The following is an 18,459-nucleotide window of genomic DNA, read 5'->3' on the forward strand; positions in this document are numbered from 1 at the left end:
GTGTGCCCACGATGTTGCAATTCGATTATTCGCTACTGCTGAGCGGTCAATACCACGACATGCTGTTCAGCGGCCTGGCCCTGTCACTCAAACTCGCCGGCGTGACCCTGCTGCTGGCGCTGCCCCTGGCCCTGCTGATCGCGCTGCTGCGCCTGGCGCCGTTGCGGCCCCTGCAATGGCTGGGCTTTGCCTATGTGGAATCGATCCGCAATGTGCCGCTGTTGGCGCACATGCTGTTCTGGTATTTCGGCGCGCCGGAACTGCTCCCCGACGCCGCCCGCGAATGGCTGTACGCCGGCAACATCGAAGCCACCAGCGCCATCGTCGCCCTGACCCTGTACACCGCCGCCTACATGAGCGAAGACATCCGCAGCGGTATCCGCGCGATTCCCGCCGTGCAACTGGAAGCGGGGCGGGCCCTGGGCTTTGGCTACCTGGCGAGCATGCGCCTGGTGATCTTGCCCCAGGCCCTGCGCGTGACCGTGGCGCCGCTGATTTCCCAAACCCTGAACCTGTGGAAGAACACCAGCATCGCCACGGTGATTGGCGTGGCCGAGCTGATGTACCAGGCCGGGCAGGTGGAAAGCGCGACCTTTCGCAGCCTGGAATCCTTCGCCTTCGCCACGGCCGCGTACTTGAGTGTGTCGTTGCTGATTACCGCGGCGGCGTGGTATCAGCACCGTTATGGGCAGGTGGCCAGCCGATGAGCACCCTGGAACTGATCGACACCTACTGGGTGTATTTCCTGGTGGGGCAATACCCCAACGGCCCTTTGGGCGGCCTGGCCCTGACCCTGGTGCTGGCCTCCCTGGGCCTGCTGCTGGCCATGCCATTGGGCGTTTTGCTGGGGCTGGCGCGCATCAGCCCCTGGCGCTGGTTGCGCTGGCCGGTGACCGGGCTGGTGTTCGGCGTGCGCGGGATCCCACTGCTGATGGTGGTGTTCTGGGCGTACTTTTTTTTGCCTAGCGTCACCGGGCACAAGACCGACCAGTTCACCACCATGCTCATGGCCCTGGTGCTGTTCGACGCCGTGTACCTGGCGGAGATCGTGCGCGCCGGGGTGCTGGGGGTGGACCGCGGCCAGGTCGAGGCCTCGCGCTCCCTGGGCTTTGGCTACTGGCGCAGCATGGCCTGGGTGATCCTGCCCCAGGCGTTGCGCAGCATGCTGCCGTCGCTGGTCAACCAGTTCGTGTCCACGGTCAAGGAAACCTCCTTGGGCTACATCATTGGCCTGGCGGAAATCTCCTTTATCGCCTCCCAGATCAACAGCCAGGTGTTCACCCTGCCGGTGCAGGTGTACCTGATCCTGGGCCTGACTTACTTCCTGCTGTGCTTTGGCCTGTCCCGCTTCGCCTTTTGGCTGGAGCAACGCCAGGCACGCCCCGTTCCCCTCACTGACAACAGCAAGGTTGCGCCATGATCCGCCTGCAACAGGTCAACAAATGGTACGGCGCCTACCACGCCCTGGTGGACGTCGACGAACACATCGCCAAGGGCGAGGTGGTGGTGATTTGCGGGCCGTCCGGCTCGGGCAAATCCACCCTGATCCGTACCCTCAATCGCCTGGAGCCGATCCAGGGTGGGCATATCCTCATCGATGGCCAGGACATCCACGCCAAGGCCATGGACCTCAACCGCTTTCGCTCGCGCATCGGGTTTGTGTTCCAGCAGTTCAACCTGTTCCCCCACCTCAGCGTGCTGGACAACTGCACCCTGGCGCCGATCCGCCTGCGCGGCCTCAAACCGCCCCAGGCGCGCCGGGAGGCCATGGCCCTGCTTGACCGCGTGGGCCTGGCACACAAGGCCGATGCCTTGCCCGCCAACCTCTCCGGCGGCCAGCAGCAACGGGTGGCGATTGCCCGCGCCCTGGCGATGCAGCCGCCGCTGATGCTGTTCGACGAGCCCACCAGCGCCCTGGACCCGGAAATGGTCGGCGAGGTGCTGCTGGTGATGCGCGACCTGGCCCGCGACGGCATGACCATGGTGGTGGTCACCCACGAAATGGGCTTTGCCCGGGACGTGGCCGACCGCGTGCTGTTCATGGACCAGGGCCGCGTGCTGGAACGGGCAGCGCCCGAAGCCTTTTTCCAGACCCCCAGCCACCCGCGCACGCAAAAATTCCTCGCGGATATCCGCACCCCGTTTTCTTCTGCCGTTTGAGAGGCTTTATGAACGCTACGAGCGCGACCTTGCCGCTGATCGATGTGACTGCGCTGGGCAATGGCGGCGACCCCCGCGAGGTGGCCGCCCAGATCAACCGCGCCTGCCGTGAGCAGGGGTTTTTCTATGTGGTCGGCCACGGCATCGACCCGGCGCTGGTGCAGCGCCTGGAAACCCTGAGCCGGGAATTTTTCGCCCGCGAGGAGGCCGACAAACTGCGCTGGCGCATGGAATTGGGCGGGCGCGCCTGGCGCGGCTACTTCCCCCTGGGCGGCGAACTGACCTCCAGCCGCCCGGACTGGAAAGAAGGCCTGTACCTGGGCACCGAACTGGACGACAGCGCCCCGCAAGTCCAGGCCCGCACCCCGGTGCATGGCGCCAACCTGTTCCCCGATGTGCCGCAATTGCGTGAAACCATCCTCGACTACATGGCCGCCGTCACCGCTTTGGGCCATCGCTTGATGGCCGGCATCGCCCTGAGCCTGGGCCTTGACGCGCAGTATTTTGCCCAGCGCTACACGGCCGAGCCGCTGATCCTGTTCCGCCTGTTCAACTACCCCTCGCAACCGGTGCCCGAGGGCCTGGACGTGCAGTGGGGCGTGGGCGAACACACCGACTATGGCGTGCTGACCCTGCTGCACCAGGACCGCATCGGCGGCCTGCAAGTGCGCACGCCCCAGGGTTGGATCGACGCACCGCCGGTGCCCGGCGCGTTCGTGTGCAACATCGGCGACATGCTCGAGCGCATGACCGGCGGCCTCTACCGCTCCACCCCGCACCGGGTGGTGCGTAACACCTCGGGCACCGACCGCTTATCGTTCCCGCTGTTCTTCGACCCCAACTACCACGCCCGGGTGCAGCCCATCGAAGGCCTGCCCGTGGTCGAACAACAAGACGACAGCGCCCGGCGTTGGGACCAGGCCAACGTCCATGCCTTCAACGGCCAGTACGGCGATTACCTGTTGGCCAAGGTCAGCAAGGTGTTCCCGCAGTTGCGGGATAACCTGCGCGACTGATCGCAGCACTGTGGGAGTGGGCCTGCCCGCGATGACGGCCGCAAGATCACCACCGCTGGCAAGCCAGGCTTTGTGGGAGCGGGCCTGCCAAGATCGCCATCGCGGGCAGCCAGGCGCCCACGGATTGCGTTCCCCGTTCTTGGCCCGCCCCTCAACCACCGCCCAATAACTGGCGGATCAACCCCGGGGTGCTGCCGGTCCAGCGCTTGAACGAACGGCGAAAGTTCGCCGGGTCGTTGAAGTTCAGGTACTCGGCCACGGCCTCGTTGCTCAAGCCCTTGATTTGGTACAGGTACAGCGCCACGTGCTTGCGCACCCGGTCCACCTGTTGCTGGAACCCGGTGTCGTGCTTGTGCAATTTGCGCTTGAGGGTCGCCGGGCTCATGGCGAAGGCCTGGGCTGCTTGCTCCAGGCTGGGTGCCTGGCGCACGTGTTCGTGCAGGTAGGTGCTGAACACCTCCAGAAAGCTGCCAGCAAAGCCCAGTTGCTCGAGGCTGTCGTGGGCCTGTTGGCGGGCGACCTGGCCGGCGGTGGCCGAGGCATTGGGCCAGGGCTGGGCGAGGTACTGGCGGGGCAGGCGCATCAAGTCCAGTGGGCGGTTGAAGCGGGTGTGCTCGCCCAGGTGCACCCAATACTGCTCGACATAGCGCGGCTCGGCGTGGCTGAAGCTGCATTCCCAGGGCAGGCGCTGGCCGCCCAGCCATTGGCTCATGGCGACCAGCGAGGTCATGCTCGCTTCCAGCAGAAAACGCCCTTGCTCGCCGGCGCCGCAGCTGTCCCTCCAAAACAGGTAGGCGTAGTGCTCGTCCAGCACCAGGCATGGGCTCATCAATGGGCTGAGCAAGGCTTGCTGCTGGGTCAGGATATCGAGGGCCTGGTGCAGGTTTTGCGCGTGGTGCAGGGCCTGGCTGGCTGCACCGTAATGGCCGGGCAGCAGGCGTTGGCCGAAGAGGAAGCTGCTGTCGTCCGCATCCAGTAGGCGCCGGCTGTTGGCGATCAGGCCGAGGAACTGCTGCGGGCTCAGGCGCGCCTGGCCGGCGAGGATGTCTTCGTGGAACAACCCAGTGCCGCGCAGCAGGCGATGGCTGTCGATATCCCGCGACAGCGCCAGGTCGATCAGGCACGCCGGTTGGTAGTGCCCAGGGATGAAACGGCTGTCGTTCTCGTACCAAGTGGTCTTGACCGTCATGCTGGCGTCTCAGGCGGTTCTGGCCAGGGGCTTTTTCGCCCGGGCCAGAGCCAGGTTGAGGCGCTTGAGCAGCACGTGCGCCGGTTCCTCGACCGCCATCACTACCGCGGTGGTCGCGGCCAGGTGCAGGCGCTCGCCATGCTGGCGGGTTTTGTGGGCCAGGCCCTGCACCGCTTGTTCCAGCTCCAGGGCCAGCAGGCGCGCCTGGCTCTCGCCGGTGTTGGGCAGCAGCACCACAAAGCGGTCCCCGGCCAAGCGGCAGAGCAAGTCCTGGCGCCGCAGGTTGAGCAGCAGCATATGGCTCAGGGCCTGGAGCACCGCATCGCCCTCGCTGTGGCCGAAGCCCTGGTTGATGGCGGCGAAGTTGTCCAGGTCCAGCACCAGCAAGGACAGTGGCTGTTGTTGCTCAAGGCTGTCGTGCAGGCTGGCGGCCAACTGCTGCTTGAGATAGTCGGCGCCTGCCAGCGGGGTGAGCTTGTCGAACAGGCGATGCTCGCGAAACAGCCGTTCGCGCTTTTCCATTTGCGCACTGATCGCCAGTTGCTCGCGGTGCCAGTGGTAGATGCCCAGGGTCAGCAACACCATGCCCACGGGCATCGGCCCGGATTCGAGCCAGTGATCCCAGGTGATGCTGTCGGGCAGGCGGATGAACTCGTCGAGGCTATCGACCCACCAGGAGAAAAAGATGCAGCTCAGGCCCAGTGCCAGGTAGTTGGTGACGCGCCCGGCGGGGCGGCTCTTGAGCACCAGGCCCAGCCACAGCAACGCCAACAGCGCCGAACCGCCTTCGCCGATGATGTCCAGCCACACCCATTCGCTGACCGCCTTGAGGTCGCCGCAGGCCAGGTGCAGCAGCAAGCCAAGGTTGGCGGCCAGCAACAGGGCGCCGAGTTTCCAGCGGTGGGGTTTGAGCACAGAAAACATGGCGGCGGTCCTTGGGCAAACAAGCAATGGGCGCCAGCACAGCAGATGCATGTGACCGTTGGGTGACAGTGGGGAAAAGGGGCGGGGAGGTCGGATCAGCTCAGGCCAATGCACGGCGGCGCCTGCTTGATCGCCCTGTGGCAGCGGGCTTGCCCGCGATGGCGCAGTTGCGCCGGGGAGAGACACCGGGGCCGTACTAACCCCATCGCGGGCAAGCGAAGCTCGCCCGGCCCGCTCCCACAGGGTGGGCAGTGCAGGTCATTTCAGCTCATTCCTGCCCCCCAACCCGGCCAAACCCCCGGTTTAGCGGCCCTGGCGCCCAGGGCTGTCACAGAACCGTCATTGCCCACCCCTAGCGTGCCCTCTCAGTTGCCGGGCCCAAGGCCTGGTTTTGACGGATTCCTGGGGAGGAACCACATGTACAAGCGCAGCAACACCGCCGGCATGCTCGGCTTTACGCTCACCGCCCTGGCCCTGGCGATTGCCAGTGAGCGCCTGAGCGCCGCCGAGGCGGGCAACACCGAACACGTCGAAGTGGTCGGCCAGGCCGCCAGCATCGACCAGGCGCTCAAGGAACAGCGCAGCGCCGACAGCATCAAAAGCGTGGTACACGCCGACGGTATGGCCCAGTTGCCCGATGAGAACGTCGCCGAAGCGGTGCAGCGCCTGCCGGGCATCAGCGTCGAGCGCGACCAGGGCGAGGGCCGGTTTGTCAGTGTGCGTGGCCTGGGCCCGGACCTTAACAGCGTGACCATCAACGGCACCCTGGTGCCCTCGCCCGAAAGCGAGCGCCGCGCCGTGGCCCTGGATGTGTTGCCCTCCGAGTTGGTGCAATCGCTGTCGGTCATCAAAACCCTGACCCCGGACATGGACGCCAACTCCCTCGGCGGCACGGTGGATGTGAAAAGCCTCTCGGCCTTCGACCACAAAGGCCTGTTCTACACCGGCAGCAGCGAGGCCAGTTACGACAAGAACACTGGTCAGACCAGCCCGAAATTCTCCGGCGCGGCGAGCGACCGTTTCAGCCTGGGCGATGGCATCGACAACTTCGGCGTGGCCGCGGCCCTGAGTTGGCAAAAGCGCGATTTCGGCTCGGACAACGTCGAAACCGGGGGTGCCTGGGATTTCGAGCAAGGCGCGAAGTTGCAAGAACTGGAGCAGCGCGACTACGACATCCGCCGCGAACGCGCCGGTGGCGGCCTGAACTTTGACTACAAGCCCGACGACCTGAGCAGCTACTACCTGCGCACCCTGTACAGCCGCTACAAGGACAGCGAGACGCGCAACTCCACTGCCATCGAATTTGCCGACGCCCTGGGCGAGGGCGAGCGGGGCGACGCCGAGGCCAAGCGCAAGCTCAAACAACGTGAAGAAACCCAGGAAATCCAGTCCTACGTGTTCGGCGGCGAACGTATGTTCGGCCTGTGGACCCTCAGCGGCCAGGCCGGCTACAGCCGCTCCAGCGAAGACAGCCCGGGGCACATCGCCAACGCCGCGTTCGATGGCAACGACGACTTTGCCGACGCCGGTTTCAACAACCAGCACAAACCCCGGCCGATCGTGGGCCAGGCCTTCTACGACCCGAGCAATTTCAGCCTCGCCAAGGTGGACTGGGAACAGCAGAAAACCACCGACACCGAGAAAAACCTGCGCCTGGACCTGGCCCGCGACTACGACTTGAGCGGCTATGCCTCCCAGGTCAAGTTCGGTGGCAAGGTCAGCCGGCGCAACAAGGACAACGACCTCGACGCCTGGGTCTACAAGGATTTCGACGAACTGGGGTTCAGTGACGAACAGCTCAACCTCACCCAGTTCAAGAAAGGCAACGTGGACTACAGCCTCGGCCGCTTTGGCCCGGGGATCAGCGCCGGCGCCATCAAGGACTTGATCGGCGGGCTGGACAAGGCCGACTTCTATGACGAGACCGAATCACGGGTCAACGACTTCAAGATCAGCGAAGACCTCAACGCCGCCTACCTGATGAACACCCTGGACATCGACGACTGGCGCTTTATCGCCGGCATGCGCTACGAGGGCACCGAGTTCGAGGCCAAGGGCACCGGCGCCACCGACGGCGAGTACCAAACCACCCAGACCAAACGCAGCTACCACCATTGGCTGCCGGGCCTGCACGCCCGCTACCAATGGGACAAAAACACCCAGGTGCGCGCGGCCTGGACCAAGTCCGTGGTGCGCCCGACCTTCGGCCAACTGGCGCCGGGCTTTGTCATCGATGACGACGAAGCCAGCTTCGGCAACCCGAACCTCAAACCGCTGGAGTCGAGCAACCTGGACCTGGGCATCGAGCACTACATGGGCCACGCCGGCACCGTCTCGGCGTTCGTGTTCTACAAGGACATCCAGAACTTCGTCTACAACACCGACCTGGCCGGCACCGGCGCCTGGGCCGACTTCTCCGAGGCCCATAGTTTTGCCAACGGCGACAGCGCCAAGCTCTATGGCCTGGAGTTGGCCTACTCGCAGAAATTCGACTGGCTGCCGGCACCCTGGAACGGCCTGCTGTTGGGCGCCAACGCCACCTTCAGCCGCTCCGATGCGCAGATCGAAGGCTTCGATGCGGCCAGCGGGCGCACCCTCAAGCGCGACATCGACCTGCCCAGCCAGTCCGACACCGTGGGCAACCTGATGCTCGGTTGGGAGGACGACAAGCTGAGCCTGCGACTGTCGGCCAACTACAAGTCGGCCTACCTCTATGAACTGGCCTCGATCAACGACAAGGCCCACGACCTGTCGGTGGACTCGCAGACCTTCGTCGACTTCAGCGCCCGCTATGCGTTGAGCAAAAACCTGCAAGTGAGCTTCGAGGCGCAGAACCTCACCGACGAGTCGTACTTCGTTTACACCGGCCACCGCGCCTACAACGGCCAATACGAAGAGTACGGCCCGACCTACAAGCTCGGCCTGACCTTCACCCACTTCTAAGCCATGGCGCGCCGGCCCGTTGCCGGCGCGCCCCGGGATGCACCCTAAGGACTTTGCCCGTACATGAGAATTTCGTCGTTGACCCGCCTGGCCGCCCTGATCGGCCTCGCTTGCACCCAGGCCCTGGCCGCCGAGCCGAGCCTCACCCTGCGCCCCTGGGCGCCCAACCTCGACGCCCAGGCGTTGAGCTTTTTGCCCGCAGGCACAGGCGACGCACGCCTGGCCGCCAGCGAGCGCGACGGCTTGCTGTTGCTCGACCCTCAAGGCGCCACCCTGGCCCAACTCAAGGGCTCGTTCACCTCCCTGGACAGCCGCGCCGCCGGCGCCCAGGTGCTGGTGGCCAGCCTCGACAACGCCCGCCAGCAAGCCATGCTGGTGGGCCTGGACCCCGCCACCCGCACCTGGGGCGAGCCGCATTACCTGCCGGCGCGGGACTTTGCCGTCAATGGCCTGTGCCTGTACCGCGACGACGCCGACAACCTGCTGCTGTTTCTGGTAGGCGAGGAGGGCAAGGGCGAGCAGTGGCTGGTGGGCCACGGCGCCAGCCTCAGCCCGCAACCACAGCGGGTGCGCGGCTTGCCGCTGCCACCCGAGGCGCAGTTCTGCCAGGTGGACGACGGCGCCAACCGCTTGCTGGTTAATGAAGAAAACGTCGGCTGGTGGGCTTACCCGGCCCATGCCGAAGCGGACGTGTCGCGCAGTGCCGTGGCCATGATCGCGCCCTTTGGCGATATCAAAGGCGCGGCGGGGGCCCTGGCCCTGGTGCCGGGCGGCGTGCTCGCCCTGGACCCCAAAGCCGCGCGCCTGCACCTCTATCAGCAACAGGGCCAGGCCTGGGCGGCCCGCGCCAACCTGGCGCTGCCGGGCCTCAAGGAACCGGAGAACCTCGCCCTGCGCGCCAACGCCAAGGGCCTGCAACTGCTGCTGCGCGACGATGACAGCGGCCGCCTCTACGAAGGCCAATTGAACTGGCAGGCCCAGGCCAGTGCCCCGGACCCGGTGCTGCCCAGCGTCGCGGCCCAGGTACAAAGCGAGCCGGTGGGCCGCCAGGGCGATGCGGCGGACGACCCGGCGATCTGGATTCACCCCACCCGGCCCGAGTTGAGCCGCGTGCTGGGCACCAACAAAAAGCAAGGCCTGCTGGCCTATGACCTGCAAGGCAAGTTGCTCCAGGATTTGCCCGTGGGGCGCCTGAACAACGTCGACGTGCGCCCAGGTTTCAAGTTGGGCGAGGAGACTGTCGACCTGGCCGTGGCCAGCAACCGCGACCACAACAGCCTGAGCCTGTTCGCCATTGACCGGCGCAGCGGCGAACTGCGCGAGCTGGCCCAGGTGCCGACCCCGCTCAAGGCGATTTACGGTATCTGCCTGTTCCAGCCACCCAGCGGCGAGATCTACGCCATCGCCAACGACAAAGACGGCACCTTCCTGCAATACCGCCTCAGCGCCCCCGGTGCGGTGGTCAAGGGCGAATTGGTGCGCCAGTTCAAGGTGGCTTCCCAGCCCGAAGGCTGCGTGGCCGACGACCAGCGCCAGCGCCTGTTCCTCGGGGAAGAAGACGTCGGCGTGTGGGCCGTGGACGCCCGCGCCGACCAGCCGGCAACGTTAACCAGCGTCATCAAGGTCGGCCCGCAACTGCACGCCGACGTCGAAGGCCTGGCCCTGTACCAGAGTGATAAGCGCGACTACCTGGTGATTTCCAGCCAGGGCAACGACAGCTACCTGGTGCTCGACGCCGAGCCGCCGTTCGCCTCGCGCGGGGCCTTTCGCGTGGGCCTCAACGCCGCGCTGGGCATCGACGGCGCCTCGGAAACCGATGGCCTGGAAGTCACCTCGGCCAACCTGGGCGGCGCCTGGAGCCAGGGCATGCTGGTGGTGCAGGACGGGCGCAAACGCATGCCGGAGCAGGCGCAGAACTTCAAGTTCGTGCCCTGGGCCGAGGTCACCCAGGCCTTGCATCTGCCCTGAGCCGCGCTGTCATCAACCCGTCATCCCAATTTCATCCAATCCCTTCAGGGCCAGCGCTGTTCGCTGGCCCTGAAGGCAGCAGATAAGGAGTTTCACCATGCAGGCAACACTGGAACACATGACGATCTGGGGGCTTATCAGCGACGCCAGCCTGTTGGTCAAAGCCGTGATGCTCACCCTGTTGCTGGCCTCGGTGCTCAGTTGGTACCTGATAATCCAGCGCGGGCGCGTGCTGCAACGCCGCGAGCGGCAGATGAACGCTTTCGTCCAGCGTTTTCGCGCCAGCCCCGAACTGTTACCGCTGTACCGCGACAGCTTGGGCGCGGACGAAGGGCAGGGTGGCGTGGCGCCGATTTTTGTCGCCGGGATGCAGGAGTTCAACCACCTCAGCCACCAGGGCGGCAACGACGCCGAGGTGGTCAGTGAAGGCGTGGAACGGGCCTTGTACGTGGCCATCAGCGAGCAGGAATTGCAGCTGGAAAAGGGCCTGCAGTTCCTCGCCACCGTGGGCTCGGTGAGCCCCTATATCGGCCTGTTCGGCACGGTCTGGGGGATCATGAATTCATTCCTGGGGCTGTCCCAGGTGCAGCAGGCCACCCTGTCCACCGTGGCGCCGGGCATCGCCGAAGCGCTGATCGCCACCGCCATCGGCCTGTTCGCGGCGATCCCCGCCGTGATCGCCTACAACCGCTTCGCCGCCCGTGGCCAGACCCTGCTGACGCGCTACTACGCCTTCGCCAATGAGCTGCAAGTGCGCCTGCACCGCAAGCTGCATGGCGCGCCATTGAACCTGGCCGCCGTGGCCTGAGGAGAATACCGATGCTAGTCAGGCCGCAACGCAAGCATGGGCCCAAGGCCGAAATGAACGTGGTGCCCTACATCGACGTGATGCTGGTGCTGCTGGTGATCTTCATGGTCACCGCGCCCATGCTCACCCAGGGCGTGAAGATCGAACTGCCCAAAGTGGCGAGCCAGGCCCTGGCCAACGACAACCCGCAGCAGATTCTCACCTTGTCGGTGCAGGCCGACGGCGGCTACTACTGGAACCTGGGCGGCGAACTCGACACCCAGAACCGTACCGACAGCGCCGTGGCCCTGGACGAGATGCGTGAGAAGGTCGCCGCTGTCGTCGCCGCACGGGCCGATACCCAGGTCTACATCCGCGCCGATCAAGACGCCGGTTACGGCCGAGTGGTGGCGGCCATGGCGGCGTTGCAGCAGGGCGGCGTGACCCACCTGGGCCTGGTCACCGAGGCCCCGCAATGACCAGCCTGGCCTTGTATGCCCCAACTTGGACCCTGGCCATGGCCGGCGACGGCCACCGCGCGTTCTGGAGCAACAGCCTGGCGGCGACCCTGGCCCTGGCGCTCCACGGCGCGGTGCTGGCGCTGCTGGTGTACGGCTGGGCGCCGGACACACCCGCGGCCGTGGAACCGACGCGGACCCTGGCCACCCAGTTGGTGATGTTGCCACCCGCAGCGCCGCCCGAGGTGGCCCCGCCGGCCGCCGTGCTGCCGGCGCCAGCAGAGCCGGCCCCGGAGGCACCGGTCGCGCCCCAGGTCGATCCGCTGATGCAGGCGCAAAAACTCGAACACGCCGCCCTGGCGCGCAAGCGGGTGGCCGAACAGAAACGCGAGCAACAGGCCCAGCAGCAACGGGCCCGCGATGCCGAGCAACAACGCCTGGCCCAACAGCGCGAAGCCCAGCAACAGCAAGCCCAGGCCGAACAGGCCCGGGCCGCCGCCGAGCGCAGCCGCCAGCAAGCCGCCCAAGCCCAGGCTGCCAGCGCCAGCCGTCAATATTTGCCGCTGAGCAAGGAGGCCCCGGACTACCCGCAACGGGCCTTGGACAAAAACCTCGAAGGCGACTGCTCGGTGGAATACACCGTCAACCCCCAGGGCCGGGTCGAAAACCCGCGGGTGCTGGAGGGTTGCCACCCGTTGTTCATCCGACCATCACTGGTGGCTGCGGCCACCTTCCGCTACCAGCCCCGGGTGATCGACGGACAAGCCGTGGCAGTGCCGGCGGTGCGCAACACCTTTCATTACCGCATCAAGTGAAAAGGCCCCAACACCACAACCCCTGTGGGAGCGGGCCGGCCCGCGATGGCGTACTTGAGCCTGCCATCGCTGGCAAGCCAGGCGTCTAGGGGATGTGGTGTGAAGGCTTAGTCCAGGTTCAGTCCTGGCAAAAGCGAATCCGATTGCCAAACGGGTCATGCACTTCCAAAACCCGCCCCCAACCCTGCTGAACAATCTGCGGGCGGCCATACCCATAGCGCTTGCCCAGTAGCTCATCGCGCAGCAGCTCGATGTTGTGCATGGGCACGAATATCGTCGAGCCCGGGCAAGCATCGCCGTGGTGTTCGGACAGGTGCAATTGCAGGCCATCGCGGTTGATGCCCAGGTACAGCGGCAGGCCTGCCTCGAAGCGGTGCTCGAATTCAACGCGAAAGCCGAGAAAATCCAGGTAGAACTCCCGCGCCTTGGCTTCGTCGAACATGCGCAGGATGGGAATGGCTTTATCGAACCGAATACCCTGTGTGGTGTTTTGCGTGGACAAAATCTTTCTCCTTAAGTCGAAACCTTGAGTGCTTGCCGCTCATGCCTTACTGGCGCCAACCCAACTGCGCCGAAATCCGCTGCGACGCATCCATCAACTGCTTCACATAGTCCTGCTTGAGTTCCTCGCGAAAGCGAAAGCAGGGGAATGACACGCTCATGCCGCCGATGACATGACCGAAGCGGTCGCGGATCGGCGCCGCGAGGCAGCGCATGTTGTCTTCGAACTCTTCGTGGTCTTCGGCATAGCCCTGTTCACGTACCCGCGCCAGCTCCTGGCGGTACGCCTCGATGCTGACCAGGGTATTTGCGGTGCGCCGCTCAAAGCTTTCCTCGTGCAGGTGGGCCAGTAACTCGCCTTCCTCCAGCCACGCCATCAGCACCTTGCCGATGCCGGTGCAGTACAGCGGTGCGCGGCGGCCAATGCGCGAGTACATGCGCAGGTTGTATTTGGAGTCGATCTTGTGCACGTAGACGATGCTGCCTTCGTCGAGGATGCCCAGGTGCACGGTTTCGCCGGTCAGTTCGTTGATGCGGCGCATGCCCGGTTCGGCTTCGCGCACGATGTCCAGGTGGGGCAGGGCCTGGGCGCCGAGCTCGAACAGGCGAACGCTGAGGCGGTAGCGGTCCTCGGCGTCCTGCACCACATAGCCGCGGGCCTTCAACGACTGGAGGAAGCGGTACACCGTGCTCTTGGACATGTCCAGTTTCTGTGCGATTTGCGAGACGCCGCTTTCTTCAGGGTGTTCGGCCAGGGCTTCGAGGACCGCCATGGTGCGGCCCACGGCCGAGACCAGTTCATTGTTCTGGGTGGTGCTGTTGTCCATGAAGGCTCCAACGGGAACGAAAACCCAAGGATATACGCTGGCGGATCAAAACGCTGTTTCATTTTTCTTGACGAGGGGCCGAATCTGATTAAACTCGGCCTCACGCAAGAAATGAAACGCCGTTTTAAAAAGCCAGAAAGTCCGGCAGCGTCCTGCCCTCTGGCTCATTCCAATAAGAAACCAAGGCGCGCAGTGATGACCGATACCCCCGGGCAATGCCCCCGTACCGCAACACCCGGCCCCGTGAAGGTGGCGTTGGTGGGCGAGTGCATGATCGAGATGCGCGGTGAAGCCGATGCCGTGTTCAGCCAGACCTTCGGCGGCGACACCCTCAACGCCGCCGTCTACCTCGCTCGCCTGACCTGCCGCGATGCCGTGGGTGTGCAGTACATCACCGCCCTCGGTGCCGATTCCTTCAGCGCCGCCATGCGCCAGTTGTGGCGTGACGAAGGGGTGGGCGAGGCTCATGTGCGGGTGATCGACGACGCATTGCCGGGGCTGTATTTCATCCAGACCGACGCCCAGGGCGAACGCCGCTTCCTTTACTGGCGCGGCGAAGCAGCGGCGCGGCGCACCTTTGATGGCCCCGAGGCGGACGCCGTGCTGGGCGCCCTGGCCGGCTACGACTACCTGTACCTGAGCGGCATCAGCCTGGCGATCCTCACCGTCAGCGGCCGCGAACGCCTGATGCAGGCCCTGGCCACGGCACGCCGGGGCGGTACGCGCATCGTCTTCGACAACAATTACCGCCCGCACCTGTGGCCCGACGCCGCCACCGCGCGCCAGGCCTACCAGCAGATGCTGGGCCTGACCGACATGGCCCTGGTCACCTGGGAAGACGACGCGCAGTTGTTCGGCTACGCCGATGCCGACACCTTGCTGCGGGCCTATGCCGAGTCGGGCGTGGGCGAAGTGGCCCTCAAGCGCGGCGCCGACAGTTGCCTGCTGCAATGCCCGGCCGGGCGCTTTGAAGTGCCCGCCGAACAGGTGCGGCAGATCGTCGACACCACCGCCGCCGGTGACTCCTTCAGCGCCGCTTACCTGGCCTGCCGCCTGCAAGGTGGCGCACCGCAAACGGCGGCGCGCTGGGGCCATCGCCTGGCGGCGCAAGTGGTGCAGCACCGCGGCGCGCTGATCCCGCGTGCCGCCATGCCTTCCTTTACTTGTGCCGCAGAGGTCTGAACCGATGAAAATCCTTGAAGCGCGCGTGATTGTGACCTGCCCGGGGCGCAACCTGGTGACCCTGAAGATCGTCACCGACCAGGGTATTTATGGCCTTGGCGACGCCACCTTGAATGGCCGCGAACTGGCGGTGGTGGCGTACCTTGAAGAACACGTGCTGCCGGCCCTGATCGGCCGCGATGCGCAGCGCATCGAAGACATCTGGCAGTACCTCTACCGCGGTGCCTACTGGCGCCGGGGGCCGGTGACCATGACCGCGATTGCCGCTGTGGACGTGGCGCTGTGGGACATCAAGGCCAAGGCCGCCAACATGCCGCTGTACCAATTGCTCGGCGGCAAGAGCCGTGAGCGGGTGATGGTCTACGGCCACGCCACCGGCAAGGACATCGACGGTTGCCTGGAGGAGGTGGCCCGCCATTTCGAGCAGGGCTACAAAGCCGTGCGCGTGCAGTGCGGCATCCCCGGCATCGCCACCACCTATGGCGTGGCCAAGCGCAGCGGCGAGCGTTATGAACCGGCCGACAGCGACCTGCCCGCCGAACACGTGTGGGACACCGCCAAGTACCTTAACCACGTGCCCAAGCTGTTCGCCGCCGTGCGCGAACATTTTGGCGATGACCTGCACATCCTCCACGACGTGCACCACCGCCTCACTCCCATCGAGGCCGGGCGCCTGGGCAAAGCGGTGGAACCCTACAACCTGTTCTGGCTGGAAGACTGCACCCCGGCCGAGAACCAGCAAGCATTCCGGCTGATCCGCCAGCACACCACCACACCACTGGCGGTAGGCGAGGTGTTCAACTCGATCCATGACTGCCGCGAGCTGATCCAGGAACAACTGATCGACTACATTCGCGCCACCCTGGTGCACGCCGGGGGCATCACCCATGTGCGCCGCATCGCCGATTTCGCCGCGCTGTACCAGGTGCGCACCGGGTTCCATGGCGCTACCGACCTGTCGCCGGTGTGCATGGGCGCGGCGCTGCATTTCGACACCTGGGTGCCCAACTTCGGCATCCAGGAGCACATGCCCCACGACGCACGGATCGACGAAGTCTTCCCCCACGCCTACCGCTTTGACGACGGCCACTTCACCCCTGGCGAAACCCCGGGCCATGGCGTGGACATCGACGAAGACCTGGCCGCGCGCTACCCCTACAAACGCGCCAGCCTGCCGGTCAATCGCCTTGAAGACGGCACGCTCTGGCACTGGTAGGCGAGCTGTTGCACGACTGTTCAATAACTACAAGAAACGGGGCGTCACGTCCTGACAGGAGTTACCCGATGAAAGCTTTTCAAGTGCGAGCACCGTTTGAATTCGGCCTGGCCCAGGTGGACGCGCCGCAACTGGCGGCCGGCGAAGTCAAGGTGGACGTGGCGTACGCCGGCATCTGCGGCTCGGACATGCACATCATCCATGGCCAGAACGCTTTCGTGCGCTTCCCCCGGGTCACCGGCCACGAGTTCTCCGGCGTCGTGCGCCAGGTGGGCGAGGGCGTCAGCCACCTCAGTGTCGGCGATCGGGTGTGCATCGACCCGGTCATCAGTTGCGGCACCTGCTATCCGTGCCGCATTAACCGGCCCAACGTCTGCACCCACCTGCAAGTGATCGGCGTGCACCGCGACGGCGGTTTCAGCGAACAGGTCTGCGTGCCCGCCAGCAACGCTCATCGCCTGCCCGACGGCATGCCGCTGAGCCACGCGGCGCTGGTGGAACCCTATTCCATCGCCCTCAACGTGCTCGACCGCATGCAACCCCACCCTGGCGACAGCCTGCTGATCTACGGCGCCGGGGTGATCGGCCTGACCCTGGTGCAAATGGCCCGCGCCCTGGGGCTGACCGACATCACCGTCACCGACGTGCTCGACGCGCGGCTGGACACCGCCCGCGCCTTGGGCGCCAGCCGCACCCTCAACGGCAAGGAGGTGGACGTCGAGGCGAGCATGCAGGCCCTCACCGGCGGCGAAGGCGTGCCGCTGATTGTCGATGCCGCGTGCATCCCGGCGCTGATGCCGCAAATGGTGCGCCTGGCCTCGCCGGCCGGGCGTATCGGCTTGTTGGGCTTCAACGCGGTGCCCAGCGACCTGGTGCAACTGGAGATGATTAAAAAGGAACTGACCCTGGTGGGCTCACGCCTGAACAACCGCAAGTTCCCGCGGGTGATCGAACTGATCGCCAGCGGCCAGTTGCAGGTCCAGGCAATGATTAGCCACCGCGTGACCTTCGACGACATGCCGGGGGCCATCGAGCTGATCGAGAAACACCCCGAGCAGACCCGCAAGGTGCTGGTGCAACTGAGCGACGCTCACCCTTAAGCGCTACAAAAGCGCCGCGTGCCCCCACCGGGCACCCTCACCGAATACAACAAGAACGCGGGAGGTTTCAATGTTTGGTCAAGGTCGTACCTTAGTCATCGTCATGCTGTTTCTGGCAGGCGTCATCAATTACCTGGATCGCTCGGCACTGTCCGTGGCGGCCCCATTCATCCAGAAGGACTACGGTCTGACCACGGGTGAAATGGGCATGATCTTCAGCAGCTTCTTCGTTGGCTACGCGGCGTTCAACTTCATCGGTGGCTGGGCCGCCGACCGCTACGGCGCCAAGACTACGCTGCTGCTGGCCATGGTGCTGTGGTCGCTGTTCAGCGGCCTGACCGTGCTGACGGTGGGCTTCGCCTCGCTGGTGCTGATCCGCATCCTGTTCGGCATGGGCGAAGGCCCGCTGGCCGTGACCACCAGCAAAATGGTCAACAACTGGTACACCCCGCGCCAACGGGCGCGAGCCCTGGGTTCGTCGATGTCGGGCACGCCCCTGGGCGGCGCCATCTCCGGGCCGGTGGTGGGCTTTATCGCCATCAGCTACGGCTGGAAGGTGTCGTTCATCATCATTATGTTGGTGGGCCTGATCTGGGCGGCGGTCTGGTACAAGTTCGTCAAGGACAAGCCCACCGGCCAGGTGGCGCAAGAGATCCAGGACGCCGAAGGCCAGAGCGAAACCGCCAGCCTGGCCGTGCAGCCGCTGCGTTACTACCTCAAGCAGCCCACCGTGCTGTTCACCTCCCTGGCGTTCTTTTCCTATAACTACACACTGTTTTTCTTCCTGACCTGGTTCCCCAGCTACCTGACCATGGCCCATGGCCTGAACGTCAAGGACATGAGCATCGCCACCGTCATCCCCTGGTTGCTGGGCTTCCTCGGCCTGGCCCTGGGCGGGTTCATCTCCGACTTCGTGTTCAAGAAGACCGGGCGCATGATGTTCTCGCGCAAAGTGGTGCTGGTGAGTTGCCTGCTGGCCTGCGCCGCCTGCATCGGTGTCGCCGGGCTGGTGACCACCCTCTACCCAGCGGTGATTCTGGTCGCCCTGGCGGTGTTCTTCCTGTACCTGACCGGCGCGATCTACTGGGCGATCATCCAGGACACCGTGCCGGCGGCGCGGGTCGGCGGGGTCAGTGGCTTCATGCACTTTCTGGCCAACACCTCGGGCATCATCGGCCCGACCCTGACCGGGTTTCTGGTGCAGTTCACCGGCTCGTTCACCAGTGCCTTCCTGCTGGCCGGGCTGCTCACCGTAATCGGCGCAGTGTGTGTGGCACGCTATGTCAAACCCCTGGCGCCCAGCGACGCGAACACCGCAGCGCACGCCAGCCTCAAGCCCCGCACGGCCTGAGCCGTTGTGAGCAAAAGGAGAG

Annotated in this window: 16 protein-coding genes and 1 pseudogene; 13 read left to right on the forward strand and 4 right to left on the reverse strand. The window is 65.2% G+C overall.

What is annotated here, in order from left to right; translation table 11 throughout:
• Positions 1–11 precede the first annotated feature (11 nt).
• The 4 genes from AC19YR_RS07670 to AC19YR_RS07685 are packed head-to-tail and all read left to right on the forward strand — an operon-like array spanning position 12 to position 3,176.
• On the forward strand, positions 12–707 hold the full coding sequence (locus AC19YR_RS07670; RefSeq protein ID WP_500597835.1) for an amino acid ABC transporter permease: 696 nt from the start codon (positions 12–14) through the stop codon (positions 705–707).
• Complete coding sequence (locus AC19YR_RS07675) at positions 704–1,420, forward strand: amino acid ABC transporter permease (protein WP_095108252.1); 717 nt, start codon at positions 704–706, stop codon at positions 1,418–1,420. Before AC19YR_RS07670 ends, AC19YR_RS07675 begins: the two co-directional genes overlap by 4 nt.
• Positions 1,417–2,160: an amino acid ABC transporter ATP-binding protein gene (locus tag AC19YR_RS07680; protein ID WP_095108253.1), complete on the forward strand. Its 744-nt coding sequence runs from the start codon at positions 1,417–1,419 to the stop codon at positions 2,158–2,160. The genes AC19YR_RS07675 and AC19YR_RS07680 overlap by 4 nt, the downstream gene beginning before the upstream one ends.
• An 8-nt stretch (positions 2,161–2,168) precedes the next feature.
• Positions 2,169–3,176 (forward strand): isopenicillin N synthase family dioxygenase, encoded by a 1,008-nt coding sequence (locus tag AC19YR_RS07685; protein WP_500597838.1) that lies wholly within the window; start codon positions 2,169–2,171, stop codon positions 3,174–3,176.
• Positions 3,177–3,327: 151 nt separating this feature from the next.
• Here AC19YR_RS07685 and AC19YR_RS07690 read toward each other — a convergent pair whose 3' ends face one another.
• Together AC19YR_RS07690 and AC19YR_RS07695 are read right to left on the reverse strand one after the other, a co-directional pair.
• A complete protein-coding gene (locus AC19YR_RS07690; RefSeq protein WP_500597840.1) occupies positions 3,328–4,365 on the reverse strand; it encodes an AraC family transcriptional regulator in 1,038 nt (345 codons plus the stop codon).
• A 9-nt stretch (positions 4,366–4,374) separates the two neighbouring features.
• Positions 4,375–5,289, reverse strand: coding sequence for a GGDEF domain-containing protein (locus AC19YR_RS07695; protein ID WP_095108256.1), 915 nt, complete (start codon positions 5,287–5,289; stop codon positions 4,375–4,377).
• A gap of 417 nt (positions 5,290–5,706) precedes the next feature.
• Between AC19YR_RS07695 and AC19YR_RS07700 the strand changes: the two genes are divergently transcribed.
• From AC19YR_RS07700 to AC19YR_RS07720, 5 genes are all read left to right on the forward strand, one after another.
• Positions 5,707–8,232: a TonB-dependent receptor gene (locus AC19YR_RS07700; RefSeq protein WP_095108257.1), complete on the forward strand. Its 2,526-nt coding sequence runs from the start codon at positions 5,707–5,709 to the stop codon at positions 8,230–8,232.
• Between the two features lie 63 nt (positions 8,233–8,295).
• Positions 8,296–10,200: a phytase gene (locus AC19YR_RS07705; RefSeq protein ID WP_500597842.1), complete on the forward strand. Its 1,905-nt coding sequence runs from the start codon at positions 8,296–8,298 to the stop codon at positions 10,198–10,200.
• Positions 10,201–10,297: 97 nt separating this feature from the next.
• Positions 10,298–11,008, forward strand: coding sequence for a protein TolQ (tolQ, locus tag AC19YR_RS07710; RefSeq protein WP_095108259.1), 711 nt, complete (start codon positions 10,298–10,300; stop codon positions 11,006–11,008).
• Positions 11,009–11,019: 11 nt separating this feature from the next.
• Positions 11,020–11,466, forward strand: coding sequence for a protein TolR (gene tolR, locus AC19YR_RS07715; protein ID WP_095108260.1), 447 nt, complete (start codon positions 11,020–11,022; stop codon positions 11,464–11,466).
• On the forward strand, positions 11,463–12,260 hold the full coding sequence (locus tag AC19YR_RS07720) for an energy transducer TonB (RefSeq protein ID WP_500597843.1): 798 nt from the start codon (positions 11,463–11,465) through the stop codon (positions 12,258–12,260). Before tolR ends, AC19YR_RS07720 begins: the two co-directional genes overlap by 4 nt.
• 118 nt (positions 12,261–12,378) lie before the next feature.
• Here AC19YR_RS07720 and AC19YR_RS07725 read toward each other — a convergent pair.
• Together AC19YR_RS07725 and kdgR are read right to left on the reverse strand one after the other, a co-directional pair.
• Positions 12,379–12,738, reverse strand: a pseudogene (locus tag AC19YR_RS07725) (glyoxalase superfamily protein); the annotation flags it as partial.
• 70 nt (positions 12,739–12,808) lie between these two features.
• A complete protein-coding gene (kdgR, locus tag AC19YR_RS07730) occupies positions 12,809–13,588 on the reverse strand; it encodes a DNA-binding transcriptional regulator KdgR (RefSeq protein ID WP_500597845.1) in 780 nt (259 codons plus the stop codon).
• A 195-nt stretch (positions 13,589–13,783) separates the two neighbouring features.
• On the opposite strand from kdgR, the gene AC19YR_RS07735 reads away from it, so the two are divergent.
• The 4 genes from AC19YR_RS07735 to AC19YR_RS07750 all read left to right on the forward strand — a co-directional run bounded on the left by AC19YR_RS07735 (position 13,784) and on the right by AC19YR_RS07750 (position 18,437).
• Entirely contained in the window at positions 13,784–14,770 is a 987-nt protein-coding gene (locus AC19YR_RS07735) for a sugar kinase (RefSeq protein WP_500597846.1), read from the forward strand.
• A gap of 4 nt (positions 14,771–14,774) precedes the next feature.
• Positions 14,775–15,986 carry a D-mannonate dehydratase ManD gene (gene manD / locus AC19YR_RS07740; RefSeq protein WP_500597847.1) on the forward strand — a complete coding sequence of 404 codons (1,212 nt, stop codon included), beginning with the start codon at positions 14,775–14,777 and terminating at the stop codon, positions 15,984–15,986.
• Positions 15,987–16,054: 68 nt separating this feature from the next.
• On the forward strand, positions 16,055–17,086 hold the full coding sequence (locus AC19YR_RS07745) for a Zn-dependent oxidoreductase (RefSeq protein ID WP_095108265.1): 1,032 nt from the start codon (positions 16,055–16,057) through the stop codon (positions 17,084–17,086).
• 70 nt (positions 17,087–17,156) lie between these two features.
• Positions 17,157–18,437 (forward strand): MFS transporter, encoded by a 1,281-nt coding sequence (locus tag AC19YR_RS07750; protein WP_095108266.1) that lies wholly within the window; start codon positions 17,157–17,159, stop codon positions 18,435–18,437.
• Positions 18,438–18,459 lie beyond the last annotated feature (22 nt).

The organism is Pseudomonas sp. MF08817 (assembly GCF_059862705.1).

What these genes read in the sequence shown, in the direction of transcription:
- AC19YR_RS07670 (WP_500597835.1), top strand. Translation starts at nt 12, where the DNA reads ATGTTGCAATTCGATTATTCGCTACTGCTGAGCGGTCAATACCACGAC.
- AC19YR_RS07675 (WP_095108252.1), top strand. Translation starts at nt 704, where the DNA reads ATGAGCACCCTGGAACTGATCGACACCTACTGGGTGTATTTCCTGGTG.
- AC19YR_RS07680 (WP_095108253.1), top strand. Translation starts at nt 1,417, where the DNA reads ATGATCCGCCTGCAACAGGTCAACAAATGGTACGGCGCCTACCACGCC.
- AC19YR_RS07685 (WP_500597838.1), top strand. Translation starts at nt 2,169, where the DNA reads ATGAACGCTACGAGCGCGACCTTGCCGCTGATCGATGTGACTGCGCTG.
- AC19YR_RS07690 (WP_500597840.1), bottom strand. Translation starts at nt 4,365, where the DNA reads ATGACGGTCAAGACCACTTGGTACGAGAACGACAGCCGTTTCATCCCT.
- AC19YR_RS07695 (WP_095108256.1), bottom strand. Translation starts at nt 5,289, where the DNA reads ATGTTTTCTGTGCTCAAACCCCACCGCTGGAAACTCGGCGCCCTGTTG.
- AC19YR_RS07700 (WP_095108257.1), top strand. Translation starts at nt 5,707, where the DNA reads ATGTACAAGCGCAGCAACACCGCCGGCATGCTCGGCTTTACGCTCACC.
- AC19YR_RS07705 (WP_500597842.1), top strand. Translation starts at nt 8,296, where the DNA reads ATGAGAATTTCGTCGTTGACCCGCCTGGCCGCCCTGATCGGCCTCGCT.
- tolQ (WP_095108259.1), top strand. Translation starts at nt 10,298, where the DNA reads ATGCAGGCAACACTGGAACACATGACGATCTGGGGGCTTATCAGCGAC.
- tolR (WP_095108260.1), top strand. Translation starts at nt 11,020, where the DNA reads ATGCTAGTCAGGCCGCAACGCAAGCATGGGCCCAAGGCCGAAATGAAC.
- AC19YR_RS07720 (WP_500597843.1), top strand. Translation starts at nt 11,463, where the DNA reads ATGACCAGCCTGGCCTTGTATGCCCCAACTTGGACCCTGGCCATGGCC.
- kdgR (WP_500597845.1), bottom strand. Translation starts at nt 13,588, where the DNA reads ATGGACAACAGCACCACCCAGAACAATGAACTGGTCTCGGCCGTGGGC.
- AC19YR_RS07735 (WP_500597846.1), top strand. Translation starts at nt 13,784, where the DNA reads ATGACCGATACCCCCGGGCAATGCCCCCGTACCGCAACACCCGGCCCC.
- manD (WP_500597847.1), top strand. Translation starts at nt 14,775, where the DNA reads ATGAAAATCCTTGAAGCGCGCGTGATTGTGACCTGCCCGGGGCGCAAC.
- AC19YR_RS07745 (WP_095108265.1), top strand. Translation starts at nt 16,055, where the DNA reads ATGAAAGCTTTTCAAGTGCGAGCACCGTTTGAATTCGGCCTGGCCCAG.
- AC19YR_RS07750 (WP_095108266.1), top strand. Translation starts at nt 17,157, where the DNA reads ATGTTTGGTCAAGGTCGTACCTTAGTCATCGTCATGCTGTTTCTGGCA.